Consider the following 21,188-nt stretch of genomic DNA (forward strand, 5'->3'; position numbering starts at 1 on the left):
TCAGGGAGCGTCAATCACCGAAACGAGGGTTTCTTGACAGGATTTCAGTAGCGACATGCTCAGCTCAGGACCGGTTCGTCGAAGGTCAACGTGCCCGCCCCGGCGTCCAGTTCGGCCGCCGTCCCCAGGGGCATCGTCAGCGCGTCGTCGCCGTGCCCGAACCCGAACTCCTCCACGACCGGGACACCGAGTCCGCCGAGCCGGTCGGCGAAGACCGCGCGCACCTCCTCGTACGGGCCGCAGGCCGCCCAGGACCCGAGCACGACCCCGGCGACCCCGTCCAGCCAGCCGCCGCGCAGCAGTTGGGTCAGATATCGGTCGAGGCGGTAGGGGCTCTCGCCGACGTCCTCGATCAGCAGCAGCCCGCCCCGGGCCGCCGGGTGGGCGTGCGGGGTGCCGAGGTCGCTGGCGAGCAGGCTCAGACAGCCGCCCAGGGTGACGCCCCGGGCCCGTCCGGGCACCAGCGCGCGGCGTCCCGGGGGCACGGCCGTGACGGTCCGCACGGACTCCGGCTCGAAGAGGGTCGCCCGCAGATGTTCCTGGGCCCGGGCACTCTTGAGGAAGTCGACACCGGCGACCGCGGGGCCGTACAGGGTGACCAGTCCGAGGCGGGTGGCGAAGGCCTGGTGCAGGACGGTGATGTCGCTGAACCCGGCGAACACCTTCGGTCCGGCCGCCCGCATCGCCGCCCAGTCGAGCAGGTCGACCATGCGCTGCGCCCCGTATCCGCCCCGGGCGCACAGCACCGCGGACACGGATGGGTCGCACCAGGCGCCCTGCAGATCGGCGGCCCGCTCGGCGTCCGTGCCGGACAGGTAGTCCAACGCCCGGTTCCTGCCGAGCACATGGGGTGCCACGACGGGGTCGAGGTCCCAGCCGCGCAGGAGGTCGAGCCCGGACTGGAGCCGCTCCTCGGGCACGGGCCCGCTCGGCGCGACGACGGCGACCCGGGCGCCGGGGGCGAGCCGGGGAGGTCGCAGAAGCTGGTTCACGTGTCGGGGCCCTTCCGGTGGATCTCCGTGGGAGAAGGAGCGGCGTTCGGTGCGTGCGATCGGCGTGCGGCGGGCAGGGTCATGTGGCGGAGCCACCTGGCCCTTCCCGCCGTGCGGCGAGCGGGCGTGCCGGGCGTCGCGACGCCGCGGAGGTCCACCGGAAGGGCCCCAGCTCCAGAGTCGGGATGCCGTGCGGATCGAGCCGGAACACCTGGGCGTACAGGGAGAGTTCGGCCTCCAGGGCGCGCACCATGGTCTCGGCCCGCCGGAACCCGTGCCCCTCCCCCTCGAAGGCGAGATAGGCGTGCGGCACCCGTCGGCCCTCGAGCCGGGCCAGGAACCGCTCGCACTGGACGGGCGGGCAGATCGGGTCGTCCAGGCCCTGGAGCAGCAGGAACGGCACGCGGAGGCGGTCGGCGTGGGTGGCGGGCGAGCGCTCCGCGTACCGGGCGGGCACCTCGGCGAGCGGCCCGATCAGGCTCTCCAGATACCGCGACTCGAAATCGTGGGTCTCCCCCGTGCCCCAGCCGGTGAGATCCAGGATGGGGTACTTGATCGTGCCGCAGGCGTAGACGCCGGTCGTGGTGAGCGAGGCGGCCGCGGTCCAGCCGCCCGCGCTGCCGCCCCGGACGGCGAGCCGCTCGCGGTCGGCGGTGCCCTCGTCGGCGAGGGCCAGGGCGACGGCGGCGCAGTCCTCGACGTCCACCACGCCCCACTGCTCGCGCAGCCGCTCGCGGTAGGGGCGGCCGTAGCCGGTGGAGCCGCCGTAGTTCACCTCGGCGACGCCGATGCCGCGCGAGGTGAAGTAGGCGATCTCCAGGTCGAGCACGAGCGGCGCGCGGCCGGTGGGCCCGCCGTGTGCCCAGACGACGTACGGCGGCAGTTCGTCGCCGGGCGCGACACAGCCGGGGTGGTGCGGCGGGTAGATGTGGGCGTGGATGTCGCGTCCGTCCGGGCCGGTGAAGGCGCGGATCTGCGGCTCGGGGTAGTAGGCGGGGTCCACGGCATCGTCGTGCTCGGCGCCGATGACGCGGGCGTGGCCGGTGGCGGCGTCCAGTTCCACGACCTCGTAGGCGCTGCGCGGGCTGGCCCCGACGGCGACGACCCGGTCGCCGTGCGCGGCGAGGGTGGGCGCGAACTCGGTCCAGGGCCCGGCCGCGTCGACGACCTCCCCGGTCTCGGGGTCCAGGATGCCCAGGGCGGTGGCGCCCCGGCCGTGCACGACGGCGACCAGGCCGCTGTCGAGCGGCGCGAACCAGCGCATGCCGAGCTTCCACAGCGCCCCGCCGAACTCCTCCTCGCGCGGGCACACCGGCTCCCCGTCGAGGTGGAGGTTCCACCAGCCGCTGCGGTCGCTCGCGTGCAGGAGGCGACCGTCGTGGGTCCAGTCGGCCTGGGCGATGGACTCGCCGGGCCCGCCGGCCACGGTCCGGGCGTCGTGCAGCGCGCCGTCCTCGCCGACGTCGGCGAGGACCAGTTCGGTGCCGTCCCACGGCATGCGCGGATGGTCCCAGGCGAGCCAGGCCGCCCGCCGCCCGTCGGGCGAGAGCTTCGGGCCCGTCACGAACCGGTGCCGGGCGTCGGTGAGTTCGCGTACGGCGTCCCGATCCTGGGCGGCGGAGCCGTCGAGCGGGACCGCGGCCGGGACGCGGCGCACATCGGTGGGTCCGTCGCCGGTGAACTCCTCCAGCACGCACCACACTTCGCCCCGCCCGGGCATCGGCAGCGGCTCGGCCCAGCGCAGGCCCCCGCCGACGGGGGACACCGGTGTGAGGGGGCGGGGCTCCGAGCCCGGCTCGTACCGGTAGAGCCGCTGGTCGGCGAAGTTGACGAACACCACCAGCGGGCCGTCGTCGCCCGTGTGCGCGGCCCAGGGGTGGCCGCCGTACTCGATGACCCGGCTGCGCACGTTCCACGGCGCCGGCAGCACCGCCTCCTCCGTGCCGTCGGCGTGCCGGCGCACCAGGGTGCGCCGGCCGCCCTCGGCGGGGCGGGGCTCGGTCCACCACACCTCCTCGCCGACGAAGCCCACGTACTCCGGGTGCCCGTCGTGCTCGGCGGCCAGGGCCGCGTCGATGGGCGAGGGCCACGCCCCGTACGCCAGCGTCCGCACGCTCTCCCCCACTCCCCTAGGCCGTCCGCAGGAACCGGTCGAGTACCCGCACTCCGAAGTGCAGCGCCTCGACCGGGACCCGCTCGTCGACGCCGTGGAACATGGCCCCGTAGTCGTAGCCCTCCGGCAGCTTCAGCGGTGTGAAGCCGTAGCCGGTAATGCCCAGGCGCGAGAACTGCTTGGCGTCCGTGCCGCCCGACATGCAGTACGGCACGACGTGCCCCTCCGGGGCGAACTCCTCGACGGCGGCCCGCATCCGGGCGAACGTCGCCGAGTCCACCGGTGACTCCAGGGCGACCTCGCGGTGGTGGAACTCCCACTCGACGTGCGGCCCGGTGAGCCGGTCGAGGGTCTCGCGGAACTCGTCCTCGCCGCCGGGCAGATACCGGCCGTCCACCTGCGCCACGGCCTCCCCGGGGATCACATTGACCTTGTAACCCGCGTTCAGCATCGTCGGGTTGGCGCTGTTGCGTACGGTCGACTCGACGAGCTTCGCGGCGGGGCCCAGCTTGTCGAGCAGCGCGTCGACGTCCGTCAGGTCGCTGTCGATGCCGTAGAGCGCGGCGAGTTCGGTGAGCGCCGCGCGTACGGTCTCGGTCGGCCGCAGGGGCCATTCGTGCTCGCCGATCCGGGTGATCGCGGCCGACAGCCGGGTGACCGCGTTGTCCCGGTTCACCTTGGAGCCGTGCCCGGCGCGTCCGCGGGCGGTGAGCTTCAGCCAGGAGGTGCCGCGTTCCCCGGCCGCGATCGGGTAGATCTGCCGTCCGTTGCCGTCGTGGAAGGTGAAGGCGCCCGACTCGCTGATGCCCTCGGTGCAGCCCTCGAACAGTGCCGCGTGTTCGTCGGCGAGGAACCCGGAGCCGTCCTCGGCGCTGGCCTCCTCGTCCGCGGTGAACGCGATGACGATGTCCCGCCGGGGCCGTACGCCCTGGCGCGCCCAGCCGCGCAGCACGGCGAGGATCATCGCGTCCATGTTCTTCATGTCGACGGCGCCGCGCCCCCAGACGACCCCGTCGCGGACCTCCCCGGAGAAGGGGTGCACGGTCCAGTCGGCGGCCTCGGCGGGGACGACGTCCAGATGGCCGTGGAGCAGCAGCGCGTCGGCCGAGGGGTCGGTGCCCTCGACGCGGGCGACGACATTGGTCCGGCCCTTGGTGCGCTCCAGGAGCGTCGGCTCGATCCCGGCCTCGGCGAGCCGCGCGGCGGCGTACTCGGCGGCGGGCCGCTCCTGGCAGTCGCCCCCGCCCCGGTTGGTGGTGTCGATCCGGATCAGGTCGGACGTGTACGTCACGACCTCGTCCAGCGCCTGCCCGTCCACCTGCTCAGCCATACTGCTCCTCCACCGCGGCGGAGACGATCGTGGTGACCGCCTTGAAGGCGCGGATGCCCTCGTACATGGTCTCGCTCGTGCAGGCCACCTTGCGCTCCCCGATCCGGTCCACACCCGGCACGACGGTGGCGGCCATCGCCAGATGCTCCGCGTCGAACTCGACGGCGACGGTGAACGGGCCGCCGTGCACGGGCTCGTGACGCACCGCCAGCCCGGCGGCCTCCTTGGCCGCCGCCCGGATGTCGGCGGCGGTCCGGGCGGGGGTGCGGCACACGGCCGCGTACCGCGACACATGGTCCTTCACCGCGACCTTCAGCGCCTCGGGCGCGTACCCGAGCGCGTCCTCGCAGGCGACGTCGTCCCCGGTGACCAGCACGACCGGCACCCCGAACTCGGCGACGACATGGGCGTTGAGCAGCCCCTCACTCGCCCGTACGTCGTTCAGCCACACGCCGGTGATCTGGTTCGCGAGGTAGGTGTGGGCGAGGACGCCCTCCATACCGGCGCCCGCGTGGTAGCCGACGAAGGCGATGCCGTCGACGTCGCCGTGCTGCACGCCCTCCACCATGGAGAGCGCCTTGTGCCGGCCGGTGAGCAGCTGGGCCCGTTCGTCCAGCCGCTCCAGCAGCAGATTGCGCATCGTCGCGTGCGCCTCGTTGATGATCACCTCGTCGGCGCCGCCGTCGTGGAAGCCGAGCACGGCGGCGTTGACGTCGGAGGTGAACAGCGAGCGGCAGCGCTCCCACTGCGCGGCGCCCGGCACGACGTCGTCCGGCCAGGTGACCCCGGTGGCGCCCTCCATGTCGGCGCTGATGAGGATTCTCATGACGAGCCGTCCCGGATGGAGATCTTCATGGTTCGTCACGTTACGCGCTGCGGGCGGAACCGGCTACGACGTCACCAGCGGATCGGCAGATCGGCGAGGAAAGAGGTGAGCCGGTCGGCGAGAAGCCGGTGGTCGCGGGCCGAGTAGTGCCAGTGGCAGCCCATGAGGTCCAGGCCCGTGTCGTCGAGCCGCCAGGAGCGGACCCGTCGGTCACCGGCGTCGGCCCTTTCCCGGACCACCTGCTCGACATGCCCGGCGAAGGGTCCGGCACCGACGGCCAGCAGGGTGGTCCCGGGCCCGTAGCGCGTCCGCAGCTTCTGGAGGAAGCCGCTGTAGGCGCTCCGGTACGCGGCGGCGAGGCTCTCGTCCGTCCAGGGCTCGCCCGGGTTGATCGGGGTGGAGAAGTCGTTGGTGCCGAGGTGGACGACCACGAGGCCCGGCCGCCAGGTGCCCGGGTTCTGCCAGACGTCGCCCGGCTCGTTCAGCAGCGCGCGGTCGTAGAAGGTGCGGTAGTTCTCTTCGGGCGAGCCCCCGTTGTAGTTGCGCACCATGCCCCGGCCCGAGTACGCGTTGATCTGGTGGTCGGCGCGCAGCCGCCGGGCGGTGAGGGCGGCATATCCCACGTCGGCGTTGGTGGTGCGGGCGACCTGCTCGCCGGTGCAGTCGCGGGAGGCGGAGAGGTTGCCGTAGCCCGCCGTGAGGGAGTCTCCGACGAACTCGATCTGGCGGCTGCGCGCGACCGGCCGGGCCAGCACGGCACCGCCCGGCGCGGCGACGAAGCCGCCGAACGCGCTGGTGCTCCACGGGGTGTCGTTGCGCTTGACGAGCCGTACGGTGTGCACTCCTTTGCCCAGTCCGTCGACCCAGTGGGTGGTCCTGCCCGGGGTGACGAGGGTCGCGACGGTGGTTCCGTCGACCTGGACGTCGTAGTCGGCGGCGGGGTCGTCGAGCACGATGCCGACGCCGGTGCCCCTGATCCGGCCCTCGAAGTACACGCCGGGCCAGCTGTAGCGGAGCACGTCCCCGCCGTCCTGGACCCGCCCGGCGGTGTGCACGCTCGCCGCCACGCCCTTCTTGTCCGGGGCGGCGGCGGTGGTGGCCGCGGCGGCTGTGCCGAGCAGAACCATCGAAGCGGCGGACGCGACCAGCATCCGTGACCAGGGCGACGTCATGACTGTCCTCCGGGGGACGAGACAGGTGCGCGGACGGGTAAGGAGCGGCCGGAACTCACTGTGCGGACCTCAGCAGGGTCGCCACCCTGGATCCGCCGAGACACCCCGCCGCCACCGCTGCCGCCACGGCCCCCGCGGAGGCGGCGGCGAGCCCCAGCCACGGCCACAGCGACCAGCCGATGTCCAGGGAGAACAGCAGGGCGGGGGTGGCGACGGCGGTCACCCCGACCCCCATCAGTACGCCGAGGAGCGTCACCTGACCGGCGTACACACCGGTGAGCCAGGACCGGAACCGCCGGTCGGCGCCCGCGGCGGCCAGTGCCGACAGGTCCGGCCGCATCTCCTGGGTGGCGAGGCCCACCGTGAGGAAGGCCAGCGTGGCCGCTACGAGCATCAGCACCACCGCGCTGCCCAGCGTCGTGGCCCGCAGCACCTCGGCGGCGACCGGGCCCCGTTCCACCTCCAGCGTGAAGTAGCCGCTGCCGATGTCCGAGGCGAGCGCTCCGCGCGCGCGGTCCTCCTGTTCCGCGGAGATCGAGCCGTCCGGCGCGGGAAGGTAGAAGTAGGCGGAGTTGGGCTGCTCGACGCCGCCGAGCGCCTTGAGGCCGGCCGCGCCGATGTAGATGGCCGGCAGGTTGCGGTACTCCGAGCGGCGCTGGGCCGCGACCGCGTCGAGGCTCTTGGTGATGAGCTCCGTGCGGCCCGTGTCCATGACGGGGGACTTCGGCGCGGTCACGGTCAGCCGGCCGCCCGGCGCGAGCCGCTCGTCCAGGACGACGGCGCCACCGGCGGTGAGCGCCCCGCGCTCCCGGGCGGTGGGTTTCCTGCCGAGCACCGTGGCCAGGTCCGCCTCGCGGATCACCATGACGGCGGAGGGCCGGTCGGGCAGCGGTGAGGCGGCCTGGTACTCGCCCCAGTAGGACCACGCGGAGCCGTCCGGGGCGGCGCCCTCCGGGGCCGGTGGGCTGGCGATCGCCATGGCCGTCAGCCGCTGGCCCCCGAGGGCCTCCTCCATGGCGGCGACGGTGTCGGGCCCGGGCACCTTCGTGGCGTAGGCGAAGGCCGAACCGTGCGGGGAGTCGGGCTCGTAGGACTTGCCAACCTCCGCCGTGAGGCCTCCCATGGCCGCCAGGACGAGCCCGGTCAGCACCGTGAGGCTGGCCACCACCGTCCCCATGGTCGCCGAGCGGGACGCGGAACGCGCCAGGAGCCGGGCCCCGATGCGCTGCATCAGCCTCAGACCGTCGGCGCGGCCGGCGCTCGACGGCAGCAGCCTGCGTACGAGGACGCCCGTGCCGATGACCAGGCTCAGCGCCCCGATCATGACGGTGAACGGGGCCTTGAGGGACGCGCCGGCGACGGCCAGCAGCAGACCGCAGGTCAGCAGGACGCCGAGCAGCACCTGCCCGCGGCGCGGCGCGCGGTCCTCGAAGTCGGCCTGGTCCCGCAGGGCGGCGACCACATCGCCGCCGACCCCGCGCGCCGCGACCCGGGCCGCGATGGCCGGGGTGAGGACACCGAGCAGGGCCAGGACCGCCGTCGGCCAGGCGTCCAGACGCAGCCCGCCCCAGAGTTCACCGCCCCGCTCCGCCGCCCAGGGCTTCAGCAGCCACGCAGCGGCCACTCCGGCCCCGACGGCGAGCGAGGTGGCGAGAACTCCCACCAGGAGGCCCTGGTGGGTGATGACCGACCGTCTGGTCCTCGGTCCCGCGCCGGCCGCGGCCAGCAGGGCGAGTTCACGCCGGCTGCTGCGGACGACGATCGCGTAGACGGCTCCCATCACCAGGCCGAGTTCGCCGAGCACCAGGACCGCCAGTCCGAGGACCCAGGCGGCGGCGGACTCCTCGGGGAGCAGGGAGTCCGGGGCGTCCCGGGCGACGTCGAAGGCGCTGGACCGGGGTTCGAGGCGCCAGCCCTGCTCGGTCATGGCCCGCTGTGCCGGGGGCGTGAGCGCTTCCGGGGTGTGCCAGACGACGACGGTGCCGTCCTGCGCCGCGGCCATGGAGCTCTCCTGCCCGGGCTTCGGCAGCGCCGGTGCCTGGCCGGCGACGACGGCAGGGAGGGCCACCACGAATTTCCGCAGGGTGTCGGTGGGGATCGCCGCGATGCCCGTGACCTCGGCCTCGGCGCCGCCCTCGCCGAGGTCCACCTTGTCTCCCAGCCGTACCCCGAGCCGCGCCATGACGCTCGGCGAGAGGGCGACCTCGTCCGGCGCCCGCGGGGCCCTGCCCTCGGTCAGCACGAACCGGCCCCGGTGCAGCGGCCGGTCGAGTTCGAGGCCGTAGCCGAAGGAGTCGACCTGCAGACCGCCCGAGGAGACGGCGAGCGGGCCGTTGACCTCGGGGACGACGTCGAGGTCCCGGCCGGCCGCGTCGGCCAGCGCCCGCGGCCCTTCGGCCAGGGCGCGCTCGGCGCCCCGCTCCGCGACGAAGTCGAGGTTGCGCAGCACTCCCTGCGACTGGCCGATCAGTGTGCCGACCCGTACGTCCTCGGGGATCTCGCTGGTGGCCCGGAGCGTGACCAGCGTGACGGCCAGGGTCAGCGGAACCAGCAGCGCCGCCGTGAGGGCCAGGGTCCGTTTGCGGTCCCGCCGTACCCGCCGCAGGGCGATCCGGAGGGCGATCCTGCGTGCGCTCACGCGGCGGCCCCGGTGACGTCCCCGACGACGCCGTCGCGCATGCGGACCACGCGGTCGGCGCGGGCCGCGACCGCCTCGTCGTGGGTGACGATCACACAGGTCGCCCCGGACCGCACCAGCGACTGGAGGCTGTCGAGGACCTGGGCGGCGCTGTCGCTGTCCAGCGCCCCGGTCGGCTCGTCCGCGAGGATCAGGCCGCGGCCGCCCGAGAAGGCCCGGGCCAGGGCGACGCGCTGCTGCTGCCCTCCGGAGAGCGAGTCCGGGTAGCGGTCGGCGTACTCGTCCATGCCCACGGAGGCGAGCGCCTCCCGCGCCTGCGCGCGGGCCTTGCGGCGGGACATGCCGTCGAGTTCGGCGGGCAGGGCCACGTTCTCCGCCACGCTGAGGATGCGGACCAGGTTGTAGTCCTGGAACACATAGCCGATGTGACGGCGCCTGTGCTGGTAGAGGTCCGCCTCGGGGAGCGTGTCGATGCGTACCCCGGCGACCGTGACCGTGCCCGTGTCCGGGGGCTGCAGTCCGCCCGCCATGGTGAGCAGGGTGGACTTGCCGCATCCGCTGGGCCCCATGACCGCGGTGAGGGTGCCCTCGCGGGCCGCCAGACTCACCCCGCGCACCGCCTGAACCTCGACCTCGCCACTGCGGTAGCGCCGGGTCACGCCGTCCAACACCAACACCTGTGTGCCCCATTCATCCGTACGCGACGATGGCTGCGAAACTGGACGAAGGCTGCCGGGCTGCTTTCCTCAGCCCGGCAGCCGTCAGTCGTGCTTCACCGCCGTTTCACACCTGCTCAGCGGTGCTGGAAGCCCGACTCGCCCACGCCCCAGGTGCAGCCGGGGGTGGAGAAGCTGGCTCCCGAGAAACTCCCGCCCTTGTAGGGCGAGTACACGGCGAACGGCGACAGGTCGCACTCGCCGTAGAGGCGGACGTCGTGGCCGCCGCTGTGCGAACAGCCGCTGGCCCACGCGTTGCCGCCGTTGCCGGAGTTGTGCCCCTGGTTGCTGCAGGACACGGTGCCTGCCTGGGCGGGCAGCACGGTGGCGGCCGTGACGCCGCCGGCGAGCGCGGCTCCGATGGCCAGAGACGCCAGAAGACGCTTCATGCGTTACCCCCTCAAGATCCGCCGACCGTCATCCGGAACAGCGGACCAGGTGTGCACGGCCGGACTTTCCGACCGTCATGTGCCACTTTTGCAACTCGCGTCTCGTTCGCCCATCGGACCTTTGGGTATTGCCCCAAGGTCCGATAGCGCTTTCTGGTATCTCTGTGCTAGAAGGGCCGCTTCCACCCGGGACTCGACACCGAGCTTGCGCATCAGACTCGTCAGATGGGCCTTCACCGTGCGTTCGGCAATTCCCAGCCGCTGCGCGAGCCGCCGGTTCGAGTCGCCTGTGACCAGCAGGGACAGAACCTCCAGTTCACGGCTGGTCAGTTCATCGAAGCTCGTTCTCCCTCGATCCGATCCCATGCGTTTCCCCCGATCGTGTCGCTCTTCTGAGGTATGGCACAGAGCCCCGTTGTGCCGCTGCGATCGGTGAATGGTAGTCAGTCGGAAAGAATTGATACACGGGTTGCACAAGCAGCGCGAAAACCAGCCACGAAGGAAGCTTGAAACTGATACGTGTTACACCGTGCGCCTGGCCACCACCCACGTCGAGGGCAGCTCCACCCGGGTGCCGTCGGGTGCGTACTCGGTGGTGACGAGGGGCATCGCGCCGCTCGCCAGGACGGTGAGGCCGGCCGAGCGCAGATACTCGGGGACGGCGTCGTCGGAGACCTCACCGGGTGCGATGCCGTGCCGGAACACCGGCGCGAGCTTGGGCGGCGGACCGTCGGGGCCGCTCGCCAGGCCCATCAGCACCGGCTTGGCGGCACCGGATAGCTCCACCAGGAAGGCCCGGCCGCGGTCGCCGACCAGCGTGGCGATCCCGTCCACCAGCGACTGCCGGTCCTCCGGTTCGCACTGGTGCAGGACGCCCCGCACATAGACGTTGGTGTCGCCGAGCTCCGCGTGCAGGGTCTGTGTCTCGCTCTTGTCGGCGGCGTCCAGTTGCCGGTACGCGGCCTGCCCGGCCGGGTCGGCCCGCCGGGCGTGGTCGAGGGCCGCGGCCGACAGGTCGGCGCCCACGACCCGCGGGAAGCGGTCGGCCAGATAGCGGGTCTGGGTGCCGTTGCCGCAGCCGAGGTCCACCATCGGCAGTGCGGGATCGGCCACATGGGGTTCGAACAGGGCAAGGTGCGGGCCGGCGGTCAGGACCGGCTCGGCGTCCCAGAACACCGCCCCCGGTTCGGCGGGCGCCGCACTCCAGAACCCCTCCCAGGCGTCCCGGTACCGACTCGTCACACTCATGCCCGACTCCCCAGGGTGCGCGCGGATTCCGCCGTCCGGCGGCGAGTACGGTGTACCGCGCGGCGCGGGCCACGACAAGCGTCCGGCGTCAGCGCCCGGGCAGCGTCAGCTCGAACCACACCGTCTTGCCCGTCTTGGTGCGGCTGGTGCCCCACTCGCGGGACAGCGTGCTGACGACCCGCAGACCGCGCCCGGAGTCGTCCAGGGAGCCGCTGCTCAGCAGCGTCGGCAGCTCGTGGTCGTCGTCGTCCACCTCGCAGAGCAGGGTGTCGCCGCGGACGAGGCGCAGTTCCACGGGGCGGGCGTGGGAGTGCCGTACGGCGTTGGTGACGAGTTCGCTGACCAGCAGCTCGGCGGAGGCGACCAGCTTCGCCAGGCCCCAGTCGTGCAGCCGCTCGCGGACCGCCGCGCGGGCCCGGCCGGCCTCGGCCGGGTCGAGGGCGAGCCGCCACTCGGCGACGTCGTCCGGCTCGATGCCGTTCAGCCGGGCCATCAGCAGCGCCACGTCGTCCTTGCGGCCGCCGCGGGTGTTGAGGGACCTGATGATGGTGTCGCAGGCGTCGTCCATCGACGCGGCCGGGTGGGCGGCCGACTCACAGAGCGTCGCGAGGCCCACGCCGATGTCCTCGCCGCGCACCTCGACCAGCCCGTCGGTGCACATCACCAGCCGGTCGCCGGGCTCCACGCGCAGGCGTTCCGCCTCGAAGGGCACTCCCCCGACGCCGATGGGCGCTCCCGTGGGCAGCTCCAGCAGTTCGCTGCGCCCGTCGTCGGCCCGGACCAGGACGGGTGGGATGTGCCCGGCGTTGGCGAGGTGCAGCTCGCTCGCGATCGGGTCGTACACGGCGTACAGACAGGTCGCGAGGTAGGTGTCGCCGAGGCGCTGGGCGAGGTCGTCGAGGTTGCGCAGCAGCTGGGCGGGCGGCAGGTCGAGTCCGGCCATGGTCTGCACGGCCGTGCGCAACTGGCCCATCATCGCCGCCGAGTTCAGGCCGTGGCCCATGACGTCGCCGACGACGAACGCGGTACGCCCGCCGGGCAGCTTCACCGCGTCGAACCAGTCACCGCCGATCCGCCCGAGCAGCGTGCCCGGCAGATAGCGGGTGGCGATGTCGCAGCCCGCCATGCGGGGCGGGATGTGCGGCAGCATGCTGTCCTGGAGCGTCTCGGCGACGGTCTCCTGGTAGGTGTACATGCGCGCGTTGTCGAGCACGAGGCCCGCGCGGGCGGCGAGTTCGGCGCCGGTGACGCGGTCCATGTCGTCGAAGACGGGCCGCTCCGGGTGCCGCAGCAGGATCATGAAGCCGAGCACGACATGGCGGGCCTTCAGGGGCACCACCAGCATGGAGCGGCCCGTGATGAGCGGCCGGATGTCGCGCTTGTCGAACTGCGCGGCGATGGCGTGGCCCATCTGTTCGCTGATGCGCGGCACGAGGACGGGCTCGCCGGAGGTCATGCACTGGAAGAACGGCGTGTGCGCGGGGAACGGCATGGCCTCCCCGACGGGTACGACGTCGTCCCAGCGGCCGGGTTCGTCGGTGTGCTCCAGGGCGACCCGGTGCCACAGGGTGGTCGTGTCGGGCACGCCGTCCGGGAACCCCTCGCCGGCGACGACCTGTTCGCGCAGATATGTCCCGGCGACGTCGGTGAAGCGGGGCACGACGGCCCGGCTGACCTCGATGATCGTGCGGGACAGATCGAGGGAGGTGCCGATGCGGCCGCTGACCTCGTTGAGGAACTCCAGATGCTCGCGGACGGCCGCGTGTTCGAGGTCCTCGCCCTCGTCGCGCAGTTCCTCCGGGACGGGCTCGCCTGCGGCCAGGGCACGCGCGGCCCGCTCCCGGCGCGCCTTGCGCTCGGCCCGCCGGGCCACGCCCCAGTCGGGGGTGACGGGCACCCGGTCGTTCTGGCTGAACTCCAGGATGGGATAGCCGAGTTCGAGTACCTGCGCGACGATGCGGGCGCTCTCGCCGACGCTCATGCTGGGCAGGATCTCGGGCAGGCGGCGGGCGAGGTCCTCCGACCCGGGGAAGTCCGTGTGCAGGGCGAAGCCGGGGGCTATCCGCTCCAGCGCCCCGTCGTCGGCGCGCAGTCCGTCGGCGTCGGCGGCCAGCACGAGCAGCCGCTCGGGCCCGGGCCCCACCAGTGGGTAGGCCCACCACAGGACGTCGACCCGGCCGTCCCCGGACGCGGTGAGCCGGGCGCGGCCCGCCGCGGGGTAGGACAGGCCGCCGTCGAGGGACGATTCGAGGTCGGGCCCGAGACCGTCGTAGGCGGCGTGCGGGGTGGTGTCCCGCTCGTCGGGCAGGGCGCCGGAGACGGGGAGCAGATCGAGGGCCGTACGGCCGATCGCCTCGTCCTTGGGGACGCCGAACAGGCGCCGTGCGCCCCGGCTCCAGTGGGACACGAGGCCGTCGCGGTCGACCACGACGACGGCCAGGGGGACGCGGCCGGGCTCGGCGGGTTCCGTCGCCGTGCCCTGCTCAGCCCTGTCGGTGCCACGGTCCATGGCCCAGGCCCTCTCTCCCCACGGATCCGCGAGATCTGCGCCGGCGTCACCACCGTACGGCGCCCGCCGGTCGCGAGGTGAGGCAACGCGGGAATTGCTCGCGCGGGCCTCGCACCGGCGCACGACCCCGTGCGCCGGTGCGCTTCAGTCCTCGTGCCCGAGCTGCAGATCCCGCTCGGTGCGGCCGCCTCCGGCCACCTGGAGGACAGTGGCGACGGGCGGGTATCCGGCGGCAATGACGGTGTACTCCCCGGAGGAGAGGTCGACGAAGCGGAACGTCCCGTCGGGACCGGTGGTGAGGGTGTCGACGACGTTGCCCGCCACGTCGATCAGGGTCACTCGGGCGTCCTCCACGGGCCGTCCGCCGCCCGCCCGGACGGTGCCGCGCAGGACGGCGCCGCCCGCCAGTTCGATGTCCCGGCGGGTCTCGCGATCGGCCTGGACGGTGACGAGCAGCGCCGCCGGACGGAAGGCGGGCGCGCCGGCGGCGAGGGTGTACTCCCCGGCGACCAGTTCGGTGATGACGTAGCCGCCTTCCCGGCCGCTGCGGGTGGTGGCGACGACCGCGCCGTGGGCGTTGGTGAGTGTGACGGTGGCGTCCCGCACGGGGGTGCCGTCGGCGGTGACGACGCTGCCGACGAGGTTTCCGGCGCCGCCGAGGACGATGTCGAGTTCGACGGGGCGTTCGCCGACGGTCACGGAGACCGCCTGCGGCTGGTGGCCGCCCGCGGCGGCGATCAGCACATAGGCGCCGGGCCCCGGGGTGGCCAGCGTGTAGCGCCCGTCCTCGCCGCTCGCGCCGCGCCCGGTCTGCTGCCCGGTGACGTCGATGAGGGTGAGCGCCGCGCGGGGCACGACGGTCCCGTCGTGGTGCTGCACCGAACCGCAGACGGGCATTCCGGCCGCGTGCGGTGCGCGCGCCTGCGGGATCGCGGCGTTCCCCGGCGCCGTGTCCGGGTCGGTGGCGGAGGCGTAGTGGGACACCAGGGGTTTCTCCTTGAGGAAGAAGGCGATGACCAGTCCGAGGACGAGCACCGGCACCAGGTAGAGGAAGATCCGCGGCATGGCGTCGGCGTACGCCCGGATGTAGCCGTCGCGCAGTGCCGGAGGCAGCGTGTGCACGAGCTGCGGGGTGAGGGACTCGGGCTCGGGCAGTCCCTCGCCCGCGCGCGTCGGGAGGCGTTCGGCCAGCGCGTCGGCGAGCCGGCCGGCGAAGAGGGTGCCGAAGACGGCCGCTCCGATGCTGCCGCCGATCTGCCGGAAGTAGTTGTTGGCGCTGGTGGCGGTGCCGAGGTCGGCGGGGCGCACGGAGTTCTGCACGGCGAGGACCAGGACCGGCATCACCATGCCGATGCCGGCGCCGAGGACGGCCATCCAGATGCCGGAGTGCAGCCGGGGCGTGTCGGTGTCGAGGCGGGAGAGCAGCCACATGCCGACGACGGAGAGGGCACCGCCGAGGATCGGGTAGGCCTTGTAGCGGCCGGTGTGGCCGATGAGCTGTCCGGCGATGATCGAGGCACCGACGATGCCGCCCGTCATCGGCAGCATGAGCAGGCCCGATTCGGTGGCGGAGGCCCCGTCGACCATCTGCAGCCAGGTCGGCAGATAGCTGGCGGCGCCGAAGAGCGCGGCTCCGACGACCAGCCCGACGAGGCCGGTGACGTTGAAGACGGAGTCCTTGAACAGCCGCGGCGGGATGAGGGGTTCGACGGCGAAGCGCTCGACGACGAGGAAGAGGACGGTCGCCGCGGCCGCTCCGGCGCCGAGGCCGAGGATCATGCGCGAGTCCCAGGCGTACTCGGTGCCGCCCCAACTGGTCAGCAGCACCAGGCAGGTGGAGGCGGCGGTCAGCAGCAGCGCGCCGAGGACGTCCAGCCGGGCCCTGACGGCCGGCTTCGGAAGCTTCAGCGCGAAGGCGACGACGGCGAGGGTGAGCAGGCCGAAGGGCACGTTGACGTAGAAGCACCAGCGCCAGGAGTGATGGTCCGTGAAGTAGCCGCCGAGCAGTGGTCCGGCCACGGAGGCGAGGCCGAAGGCGGCGCCGATCAGGCCCAGGTAGCGGGCGCGCCGACGGGGCGGCACGATGTCCGCGATGATCGCCTGGACGCCGATCATGAGGCCGCCCGCGCCGACGCCCTGGAGGGCGCGGAAGGCGATGAGCTGGTCCATGGTCTGCGCGCGGCCCGCGAGCGCGGAGCCGGCGACGAAGACGACGATGGCGAACTGGAAGACGCCCTTGCGGCCCAGCAGATCGCCGAGCTTGCCGTAGATCGGCAGTCCGACGGTGGCGGTGAGCAGATAGGCGGTGATCGTCCAGGACATCCGGTCCAGGCCGTGCAGCTCACCGACGATCTTCGGGAGCGCGGTGGCGACGATCATCTGCTCCAGGGCGGCCAGGAGCAGGGCCAGCATGAGCGCGAGGAAGATCAACCGGACCCGGCGGGGGCTGAGTTCGGCGGCCGGGGCCGGTGGTGGGGCGGGGGTGTCGGGTGGCGCCACCGCCGGTTCGTCCTGCGCCAGAGTGATTCCGCCCACCTACCGCTCCCCTCGTCGCACTGCCGCACAATTCCCGCGTAAAAGCGACAACTATGAGCAAGCACGACGAGTTACGGCATGCGGCGGGTCCGCCCGGAGATCACCCGAACCGGTGAGGGGCCACAACGGCCCCCACCGGGTTGGATCTTGGGGAGGCGGGTGGTTACTTCTCGACCTCGGCGGCGAGCTTGGCGAGCATCGCGTCGTAGATCCGGCCGAGGCCCTTGGGGGCGAAGGTCTTCTCGAAGAAGCCGCCGATGCCGCCGGCGCCGGTCCAGGTGGTGGTCACCACGACCCGGGACTTGCCCTCACCGGCCGGGGTGACCCGCCAGGTGGTGACCATGGAGGAGTTGCGGTCCTTCTCGACCAGTTCACCGTCGGTGGGCTCACCGACCTCCAGGAGGCAGTCGCGCACACGCTTGCTGGTGGCCTGGAGCTTCCAGTGGACGAGGGTGCCCTCGCCGTCGCCGCCCTCGCGCACCTCGTACTCGCTGAAGTGCTCGGGCAGCAGCTTCTCGCGCGTCCCGCTGTAGTCGGCGAGGGCGTCGAACACCGTCTCCGCGTCCGCCGCGACGATCCGCTCCGTAGTGGCCTCGACCTGCGCCATCAGGTTCCTCCAGGACATGGTTGCTCGGGGGTCGGGGCAAGCCAACCACCCCGCTGCCCGGCCCCCCAAATCGGGGTCCCCGAACCCGGTCGAACACGTTCGTAAAACACCCTCGCACGATCAAGGGAACATGTGTTCTATTCTGTGGTCAGTGCTACCGAGGAGGCGTCATGCGCTGGGAGAACCTCACCACGGACTCCGAACACAGCCGGGCCGACTCCGCGCTGTTCGGCGCGGACGCGGTGACGACCCGCACCATCGACACGCCGGAGTTCGCGGGCATCACCTTCCACGAGATCCGGGCCCGTTCGATCATCAACCGGGTGCCGGCTGTCTCGCGGATGTCGTTCCAGTGGACGGTCAACCCCTATCGCGGCTGCTCGCACGCCTGCGTGTACTGCTTCGCGCGCAAGACGCACAGCTACCTCGACCTCGACACGGGCCTCGGCTTCGACTCCCAGATCGTGGTCAAGGTCAACGCGCCGGAGCTGCTGCGCCGGCAGCTCGGCTCGCGGCGCTGGCAGGGCGAGCACATCGCGATGGGCACGAACGTCGACTGCTACCAGCGCGCCGAGGGACGCTACCGCCTGATGCCGGGCATCATCTCGGCCCTGCGCGATCACGCGAACCCCTTCTCGATCCTGACCAAGGGCACGCTGATCCTGCGCGACCTGGACCTGCTCGTGCAGGCCGCGGAGGTGACCGACGTCGGGATCTCCGTCTCGGTCGGCTTCATCGATCCCGGGCTGTGGCGCACCGTCGAGCCGGGCACGCCCGCGCCGGAGCGGCGCCTGGACGTCGTACGGACCCTGGGCGAGCACGGCATCGGCTGCGGTGTGCTGATGGCGCCGGTGATCCCGTTCCTGGGCGACCGGCCGGATCAACTGCGGGCCACCGTACGGGCGATCGCGGCCTCCGGCGCCACGTCCGTCACCCCGCTGGTGCTGCATCTGCGGCCCGGCGCCCGCGAGTGGTTCATGGCCTGGCTGGCCCGGGAGCATCCGTATCTGGTGGCCCGGTACGAGCGGCTGTACGCGCAGGGCTCCTACGCCCCGAAGTGGTACCAGCGCCGGATCACCCGTCAGGTCCACGAGCTGGCGGAGGAGTACGGCATCGGGCCCACACGCGCGGACCTGCCGCGCCGGATCCGGCCGCCCGAACCGGCCGAGCCGCCGACGTCCGAACCCACCCAACTGTCGCTCATATAGGAGCGTTCGAGCGCATCTCGCGGCCCAATCGGGTCAAGTCTTGACCGAACGCGTTCTTCCGGAGGCGCTTGCCGGGACGAATCGGCGATGACCGTGAACTCCGCGGTCCGACGCCTCTCCGCCCTGGAAGGACGCCATGAGAACACGCGCAGCCGTGCTGTGCGGCGCTGCCGTCGTGCTGGCCGGGAGCATCGCGGCCGTGCCCGCCGAGGCGAGCGGACCGCACTCGGCGGAAACCTCTCGCGCTGCGAGACCCGCCTGGAAGAAGTGCGGCACCACCGACTATCCGATGCTCCAGTGCGCGTCCCTCAAGGTGCCGCTCGACCACGCGAACCCGCGCGGTCCGCAGATCTCCCTCGCGCTGTCCCGTGTCCCGCACACCGCCGAGCGGTTCCAGGGCCCGCTGCTGGTCAACCCCGGCGGCCCCGGGGGCGACGGTCTGACACTCGCCGGTTTCGTCGCGACCTCGCTGCCCAAGGAGGTCGCGGCCCAGTACGACGTCATCGGCTTCGACCCGCGCGGAGTGGGCGAGAGCAGGCCCGCGCTGGACTGCGAGCCCGGGTACTTCGGCCCGGTGCGCCCGGACTCGGTGCCGGGCACGCCCGAGGCGGAGCGGGCCAACCTCGCCCGCGCCAAGTCCTTCGCCGTCTCCTGCGCCGAGAAGTACGGACATCTGCTGCCGCACATCAACACGGTCAGCGCCGCGCACGACATCGAGGCGATCCGGCAGGCCCTGGGCGCGCGGAAGATCAACTACTTCGGCTACTCGTACGGCACCTATCTGGGCGCGGTCTACGGGCGGCTGTACCCCCAGCACGTCCGGCGGATGGTCCTGGACTCGATCGTCGACCCCACCGACGTCTGGTACACCGCGAACCTGAACCAGGACCACGCCTTCAACGACCGCCACCGCGCCTTCATGGCCTGGGTCGCAAGGCACGACGAGCGCTACCGGCTCGGCACCGACCCCGAGAAGATCGAAGCCTCGTGGTACGCGATGCGGGCGGCGCTGGCCAAGGATCCGGCGGGCGGCAGGGTGGGCGCCGCGGAGCTGGAGGACACCTTCGTCCCGGGCTCCTACTACAACGGCTACTGGCCCTATCTGGCGGAGGCGTTCGCGGCCTATGTGAACGGCAGGACCACCGCGCCGCTGGTCGAGGTGTACAAGAACTTCGGCGCGGCCGACGCGGCCGACGACAACAGCTACAGCGTCTACACCGCGGTGCAGTGCCGGGACGCCTTCTGGCCGCGCGACTGGCACCAGTGGCGCAAGGACAACTGGGCGGCGTACGAGAAGGCGCCCTTCATGACCTGGAACAACGCCTGGTACAACGCACCGTGCGCGTTCTGGCCGACCGACGGCGCGCGTCCGGTGAGCATCGCCAACGGCCAGCTGCCGCCGGCCCTGCTGTTCCAGGCGACGAACGACGCGGCCACTCCGTACGAGGGCGGTGTCACCGTCCATGACCTGCTGGCGCGCTCCAGCCTGGTCGTCGAGCAGGGCGGCGGCAACCACGGCATCACGCTGAGCGGGAACGCCTGCCTGGACAAGTACCTGGCGACCTATCTGTCCGACGGCACCGTGCCGCGTGGTGTCGGCAGCCGGGACGCGACGTGCGACGCCGCGGCGGAACCCAAGCCGCTGACGTCGAAGACGGCGTCGATGTCCGCCCGCGGCTCGACCCTGCACCGACTGCTCGGCTTCCGCGGCTGAGCTCCTGACCATCCGCCGGGCGGGCGCTCTCAGACCCGTGGTCCACTATGGCCCCATGAGTGAGCTGAAGGGGTTACGGGTCCGGGAGATGGCGCTCGCCGACTGCGACCGCGTCGCGGAGATCCGCACCGGCGGCTGGCAGAGCGCCTATCGGGGTCTGATGCCGCAGTCGTATCTGGACGGGCTCAGCGTCGCGGAGGACGCCGAACGGCGTCGTACGTACCTGGCGCGGGCCGACGACAGCGTGGTGAACCTGGTCGCCGAGGACGACGGGGGCGAACTCGTCGGCTGGGCCTGCCACGGACCGTACCGGGACGGTGAAGTCCTCACACCGGACGCCGAGTTGTACGCCATCTACGTCCACCCGGAACATCTGGGACGGGGCGTGGGGCAGGCGCTGCTCGCGGAGTCGGTCGAGCGTTGCGCCCGTGCGGGGCACGGCCGGCTGCTGCTGTGGGTGCTCAAGGAGAACGGCCGGGCCCGCCGTTTCTACGAACGGGCCGGCTTTCTCGCGGACGGCGCAGAGGAGCCCTTCGAGGTGGAGGGCACCGTCGTCCCCGAGGTGCGCTACGCGCGGGCGCTCCCCCGCTGACCTCACCGCTGCTTCGGAATCCGGCCCAGCGCGCGCACCGCCGCCTCGGCGAGCACCGGATGGGCGAGTGCCTCGTCCAGGACGGGCCTGGCCCGGGCGTCGCCGAGCGTGCCGAGCCCGTCCACGCAGGCGAGGGCCACCCGACGGTAGGGGTCGTGGGGCCGCAGCCGCCGCCGCAGGGTGGTGATCAGCGCGGGCACGGCCTCCGGGGCGTCCAGTTCCACCAGCAGCCGTACGGGGTGCAGGGCGTAGGCGACGCGCAGTTCGTTGGTGGCGAGGGCGGCGGCCGCGCGGGCGGTGCGCGGATCGCCGAGACGGGCCAGGGCGTAGGCGGCGGAGGCGCAGCGCGGCGGGTCGCGATGGTTCAGCAGCAGCACCAGCGCCTCGAAGGCCCGCCGGTCCCGCGCCAGCCCGAGCCGGAACGCGGCCAGCTCCCTCGCCCACAACTGCTGCCCGGGTTCGGTCAGCACCCCCGCCAGGGCGTCGACGTCCTCGGTCGCCACAAGCCGCTCGAACGCGGGCGTCGCCCCCGACTCCTGCCGTAAGCGCAGCGTGAGTGATCGCAACTCTTCGTCCATGACTGAGAGGGTAGGTGCGTC

Annotated in this window: 17 protein-coding genes; 3 read left to right on the forward strand and 14 right to left on the reverse strand. The window is 72.5% G+C overall.

Features of this window, described 5'->3' with window-relative positions:
- Window positions 1–59 precede the first annotated feature (59 nt).
- The 13 genes from NNW99_RS05495 to NNW99_RS05555 form a co-directional block, all read right to left on the reverse strand.
- Entirely contained in the window at window positions 60–992 is a 933-nt protein-coding gene (locus NNW99_RS05495) for an LD-carboxypeptidase (protein ID WP_251057710.1), read from the reverse strand.
- Between the two features lie 79 nt (window positions 993–1,071).
- Entirely contained in the window at window positions 1,072–3,117 is a 2,046-nt protein-coding gene (locus tag NNW99_RS05500) for a prolyl oligopeptidase family serine peptidase (RefSeq protein WP_251057711.1), read from the reverse strand.
- Window positions 3,118–3,121: 4 nt separating this feature from the next.
- On the reverse strand, window positions 3,122–4,435 hold the full coding sequence (locus NNW99_RS05505; protein WP_215117568.1) for a M20/M25/M40 family metallo-hydrolase: 1,314 nt from the start codon (window positions 4,433–4,435) through the stop codon (window positions 3,122–3,124).
- Complete coding sequence (locus NNW99_RS05510) at window positions 4,428–5,261, reverse strand: M55 family metallopeptidase (protein WP_215117569.1); 834 nt, start codon at window positions 5,259–5,261, stop codon at window positions 4,428–4,430. The genes NNW99_RS05505 and NNW99_RS05510 overlap by 8 nt, the downstream gene beginning before the upstream one ends.
- 71 nt (window positions 5,262–5,332) lie before the next feature.
- Window positions 5,333–6,433, reverse strand: coding sequence for an SGNH/GDSL hydrolase family protein (locus NNW99_RS05515; RefSeq protein WP_251057712.1), 1,101 nt, complete (start codon window positions 6,431–6,433; stop codon window positions 5,333–5,335).
- 55 nt (window positions 6,434–6,488) lie between these two features.
- Window positions 6,489–9,071, reverse strand: a complete 2,583-nt coding sequence (locus NNW99_RS05520; RefSeq protein WP_215117570.1) for an FtsX-like permease family protein — start codon at window positions 9,069–9,071, stop codon at window positions 6,489–6,491.
- Window positions 9,068–9,748, reverse strand: coding sequence for an ABC transporter ATP-binding protein (locus NNW99_RS05525; RefSeq protein WP_215117571.1), 681 nt, complete (start codon window positions 9,746–9,748; stop codon window positions 9,068–9,070). Before NNW99_RS05525 ends, NNW99_RS05520 begins: the two co-directional genes overlap by 4 nt.
- Before the next feature lie 116 nt (window positions 9,749–9,864).
- On the reverse strand, window positions 9,865–10,176 hold the full coding sequence (locus tag NNW99_RS05530) for a hypothetical protein (protein WP_215117572.1): 312 nt from the start codon (window positions 10,174–10,176) through the stop codon (window positions 9,865–9,867).
- Window positions 10,177–10,251: 75 nt separating this feature from the next.
- Window positions 10,252–10,542, reverse strand: coding sequence for a response regulator transcription factor (locus NNW99_RS05535; protein ID WP_215117573.1), 291 nt, complete (start codon window positions 10,540–10,542; stop codon window positions 10,252–10,254).
- Window positions 10,543–10,698: 156 nt separating this feature from the next.
- The gene (locus NNW99_RS05540) at window positions 10,699–11,424 is read right to left on the reverse strand and encodes a class I SAM-dependent methyltransferase (RefSeq protein ID WP_215117574.1); all 726 of its coding nucleotides are present in this window, start codon (window positions 11,422–11,424) and stop codon (window positions 10,699–10,701) included.
- A gap of 88 nt (window positions 11,425–11,512) precedes the next feature.
- Complete coding sequence (locus NNW99_RS05545; RefSeq protein WP_215117575.1) at window positions 11,513–13,933, reverse strand: SpoIIE family protein phosphatase; 2,421 nt, start codon at window positions 13,931–13,933, stop codon at window positions 11,513–11,515.
- Window positions 13,934–14,077: 144 nt separating this feature from the next.
- Window positions 14,078–16,468, reverse strand: coding sequence for an MFS transporter (locus tag NNW99_RS05550; protein ID WP_215117576.1), 2,391 nt, complete (start codon window positions 16,466–16,468; stop codon window positions 14,078–14,080).
- Between the two features lie 163 nt (window positions 16,469–16,631).
- The gene (locus NNW99_RS05555; RefSeq protein ID WP_215117577.1) at window positions 16,632–17,075 is read right to left on the reverse strand and encodes an SRPBCC family protein; all 444 of its coding nucleotides are present in this window, start codon (window positions 17,073–17,075) and stop codon (window positions 16,632–16,634) included.
- Window positions 17,076–17,245: 170 nt separating this feature from the next.
- On the opposite strand from NNW99_RS05555, the gene NNW99_RS05560 reads away from it, so the two are divergent.
- The 3 genes from NNW99_RS05560 (at window position 17,246) to NNW99_RS05570 (ending at window position 20,589) form a co-directional block, all read left to right on the forward strand.
- Complete coding sequence (locus NNW99_RS05560) at window positions 17,246–18,283, forward strand: Rv2578c family radical SAM protein (protein WP_215117578.1); 1,038 nt, start codon at window positions 17,246–17,248, stop codon at window positions 18,281–18,283.
- 136 nt (window positions 18,284–18,419) lie between these two features.
- Entirely contained in the window at window positions 18,420–19,997 is a 1,578-nt protein-coding gene (locus NNW99_RS05565; RefSeq protein WP_215117579.1) for an alpha/beta hydrolase, read from the forward strand.
- 55 nt (window positions 19,998–20,052) lie between these two features.
- Window positions 20,053–20,589: a GNAT family N-acetyltransferase gene (locus tag NNW99_RS05570; protein ID WP_251057713.1), complete on the forward strand. Its 537-nt coding sequence runs from the start codon at window positions 20,053–20,055 to the stop codon at window positions 20,587–20,589.
- A gap of 2 nt (window positions 20,590–20,591) precedes the next feature.
- Here the strand turns inward: NNW99_RS05570 and NNW99_RS05575 are convergent, their stop codons facing one another.
- Window positions 20,592–21,167, reverse strand: coding sequence for an adenylosuccinate lyase (locus tag NNW99_RS05575; RefSeq protein ID WP_215117580.1), 576 nt, complete (start codon window positions 21,165–21,167; stop codon window positions 20,592–20,594).
- Between the last annotated feature and the right edge of the window lie 21 nt (window positions 21,168–21,188).

The organism is Streptomyces sp. CRCS-T-1, assembly GCF_024442335.1.
GTDB lineage: Bacteria > Actinomycetota > Actinomycetes > Streptomycetales > Streptomycetaceae > Streptomyces > Streptomyces koelreuteriae.

What these genes read in the sequence shown, in the direction of transcription:
- NNW99_RS05505 (WP_215117568.1), bottom strand. Translation starts at nt 4,435, where the DNA reads ATGGCTGAGCAGGTGGACGGGCAGGCGCTGGACGAGGTCGTGACGTAC.
- NNW99_RS05510 (WP_215117569.1), bottom strand. Translation starts at nt 5,261, where the DNA reads ATGAGAATCCTCATCAGCGCCGACATGGAGGGCGCCACCGGGGTCACC.
- NNW99_RS05515 (WP_251057712.1), bottom strand. Translation starts at nt 6,433, where the DNA reads ATGACGTCGCCCTGGTCACGGATGCTGGTCGCGTCCGCCGCTTCGATG.
- NNW99_RS05530 (WP_215117572.1), bottom strand. Translation starts at nt 10,176, where the DNA reads ATGAAGCGTCTTCTGGCGTCTCTGGCCATCGGAGCCGCGCTCGCCGGC.
- NNW99_RS05535 (WP_215117573.1), bottom strand. Translation starts at nt 10,542, where the DNA reads ATGGGATCGGATCGAGGGAGAACGAGCTTCGATGAACTGACCAGCCGT.
- NNW99_RS05540 (WP_215117574.1), bottom strand. Translation starts at nt 11,424, where the DNA reads ATGAGTGTGACGAGTCGGTACCGGGACGCCTGGGAGGGGTTCTGGAGT.
- NNW99_RS05545 (WP_215117575.1), bottom strand. Translation starts at nt 13,933, where the DNA reads ATGGACCGTGGCACCGACAGGGCTGAGCAGGGCACGGCGACGGAACCC.
- NNW99_RS05555 (WP_215117577.1), bottom strand. Translation starts at nt 17,075, where the DNA reads ATGGCGCAGGTCGAGGCCACTACGGAGCGGATCGTCGCGGCGGACGCG.
- NNW99_RS05560 (WP_215117578.1), top strand. Translation starts at nt 17,246, where the DNA reads ATGCGCTGGGAGAACCTCACCACGGACTCCGAACACAGCCGGGCCGAC.
- NNW99_RS05565 (WP_215117579.1), top strand. Translation starts at nt 18,420, where the DNA reads ATGAGAACACGCGCAGCCGTGCTGTGCGGCGCTGCCGTCGTGCTGGCC.
- NNW99_RS05570 (WP_251057713.1), top strand. Translation starts at nt 20,053, where the DNA reads ATGAGTGAGCTGAAGGGGTTACGGGTCCGGGAGATGGCGCTCGCCGAC.
- NNW99_RS05575 (WP_215117580.1), bottom strand. Translation starts at nt 21,167, where the DNA reads ATGGACGAAGAGTTGCGATCACTCACGCTGCGCTTACGGCAGGAGTCG.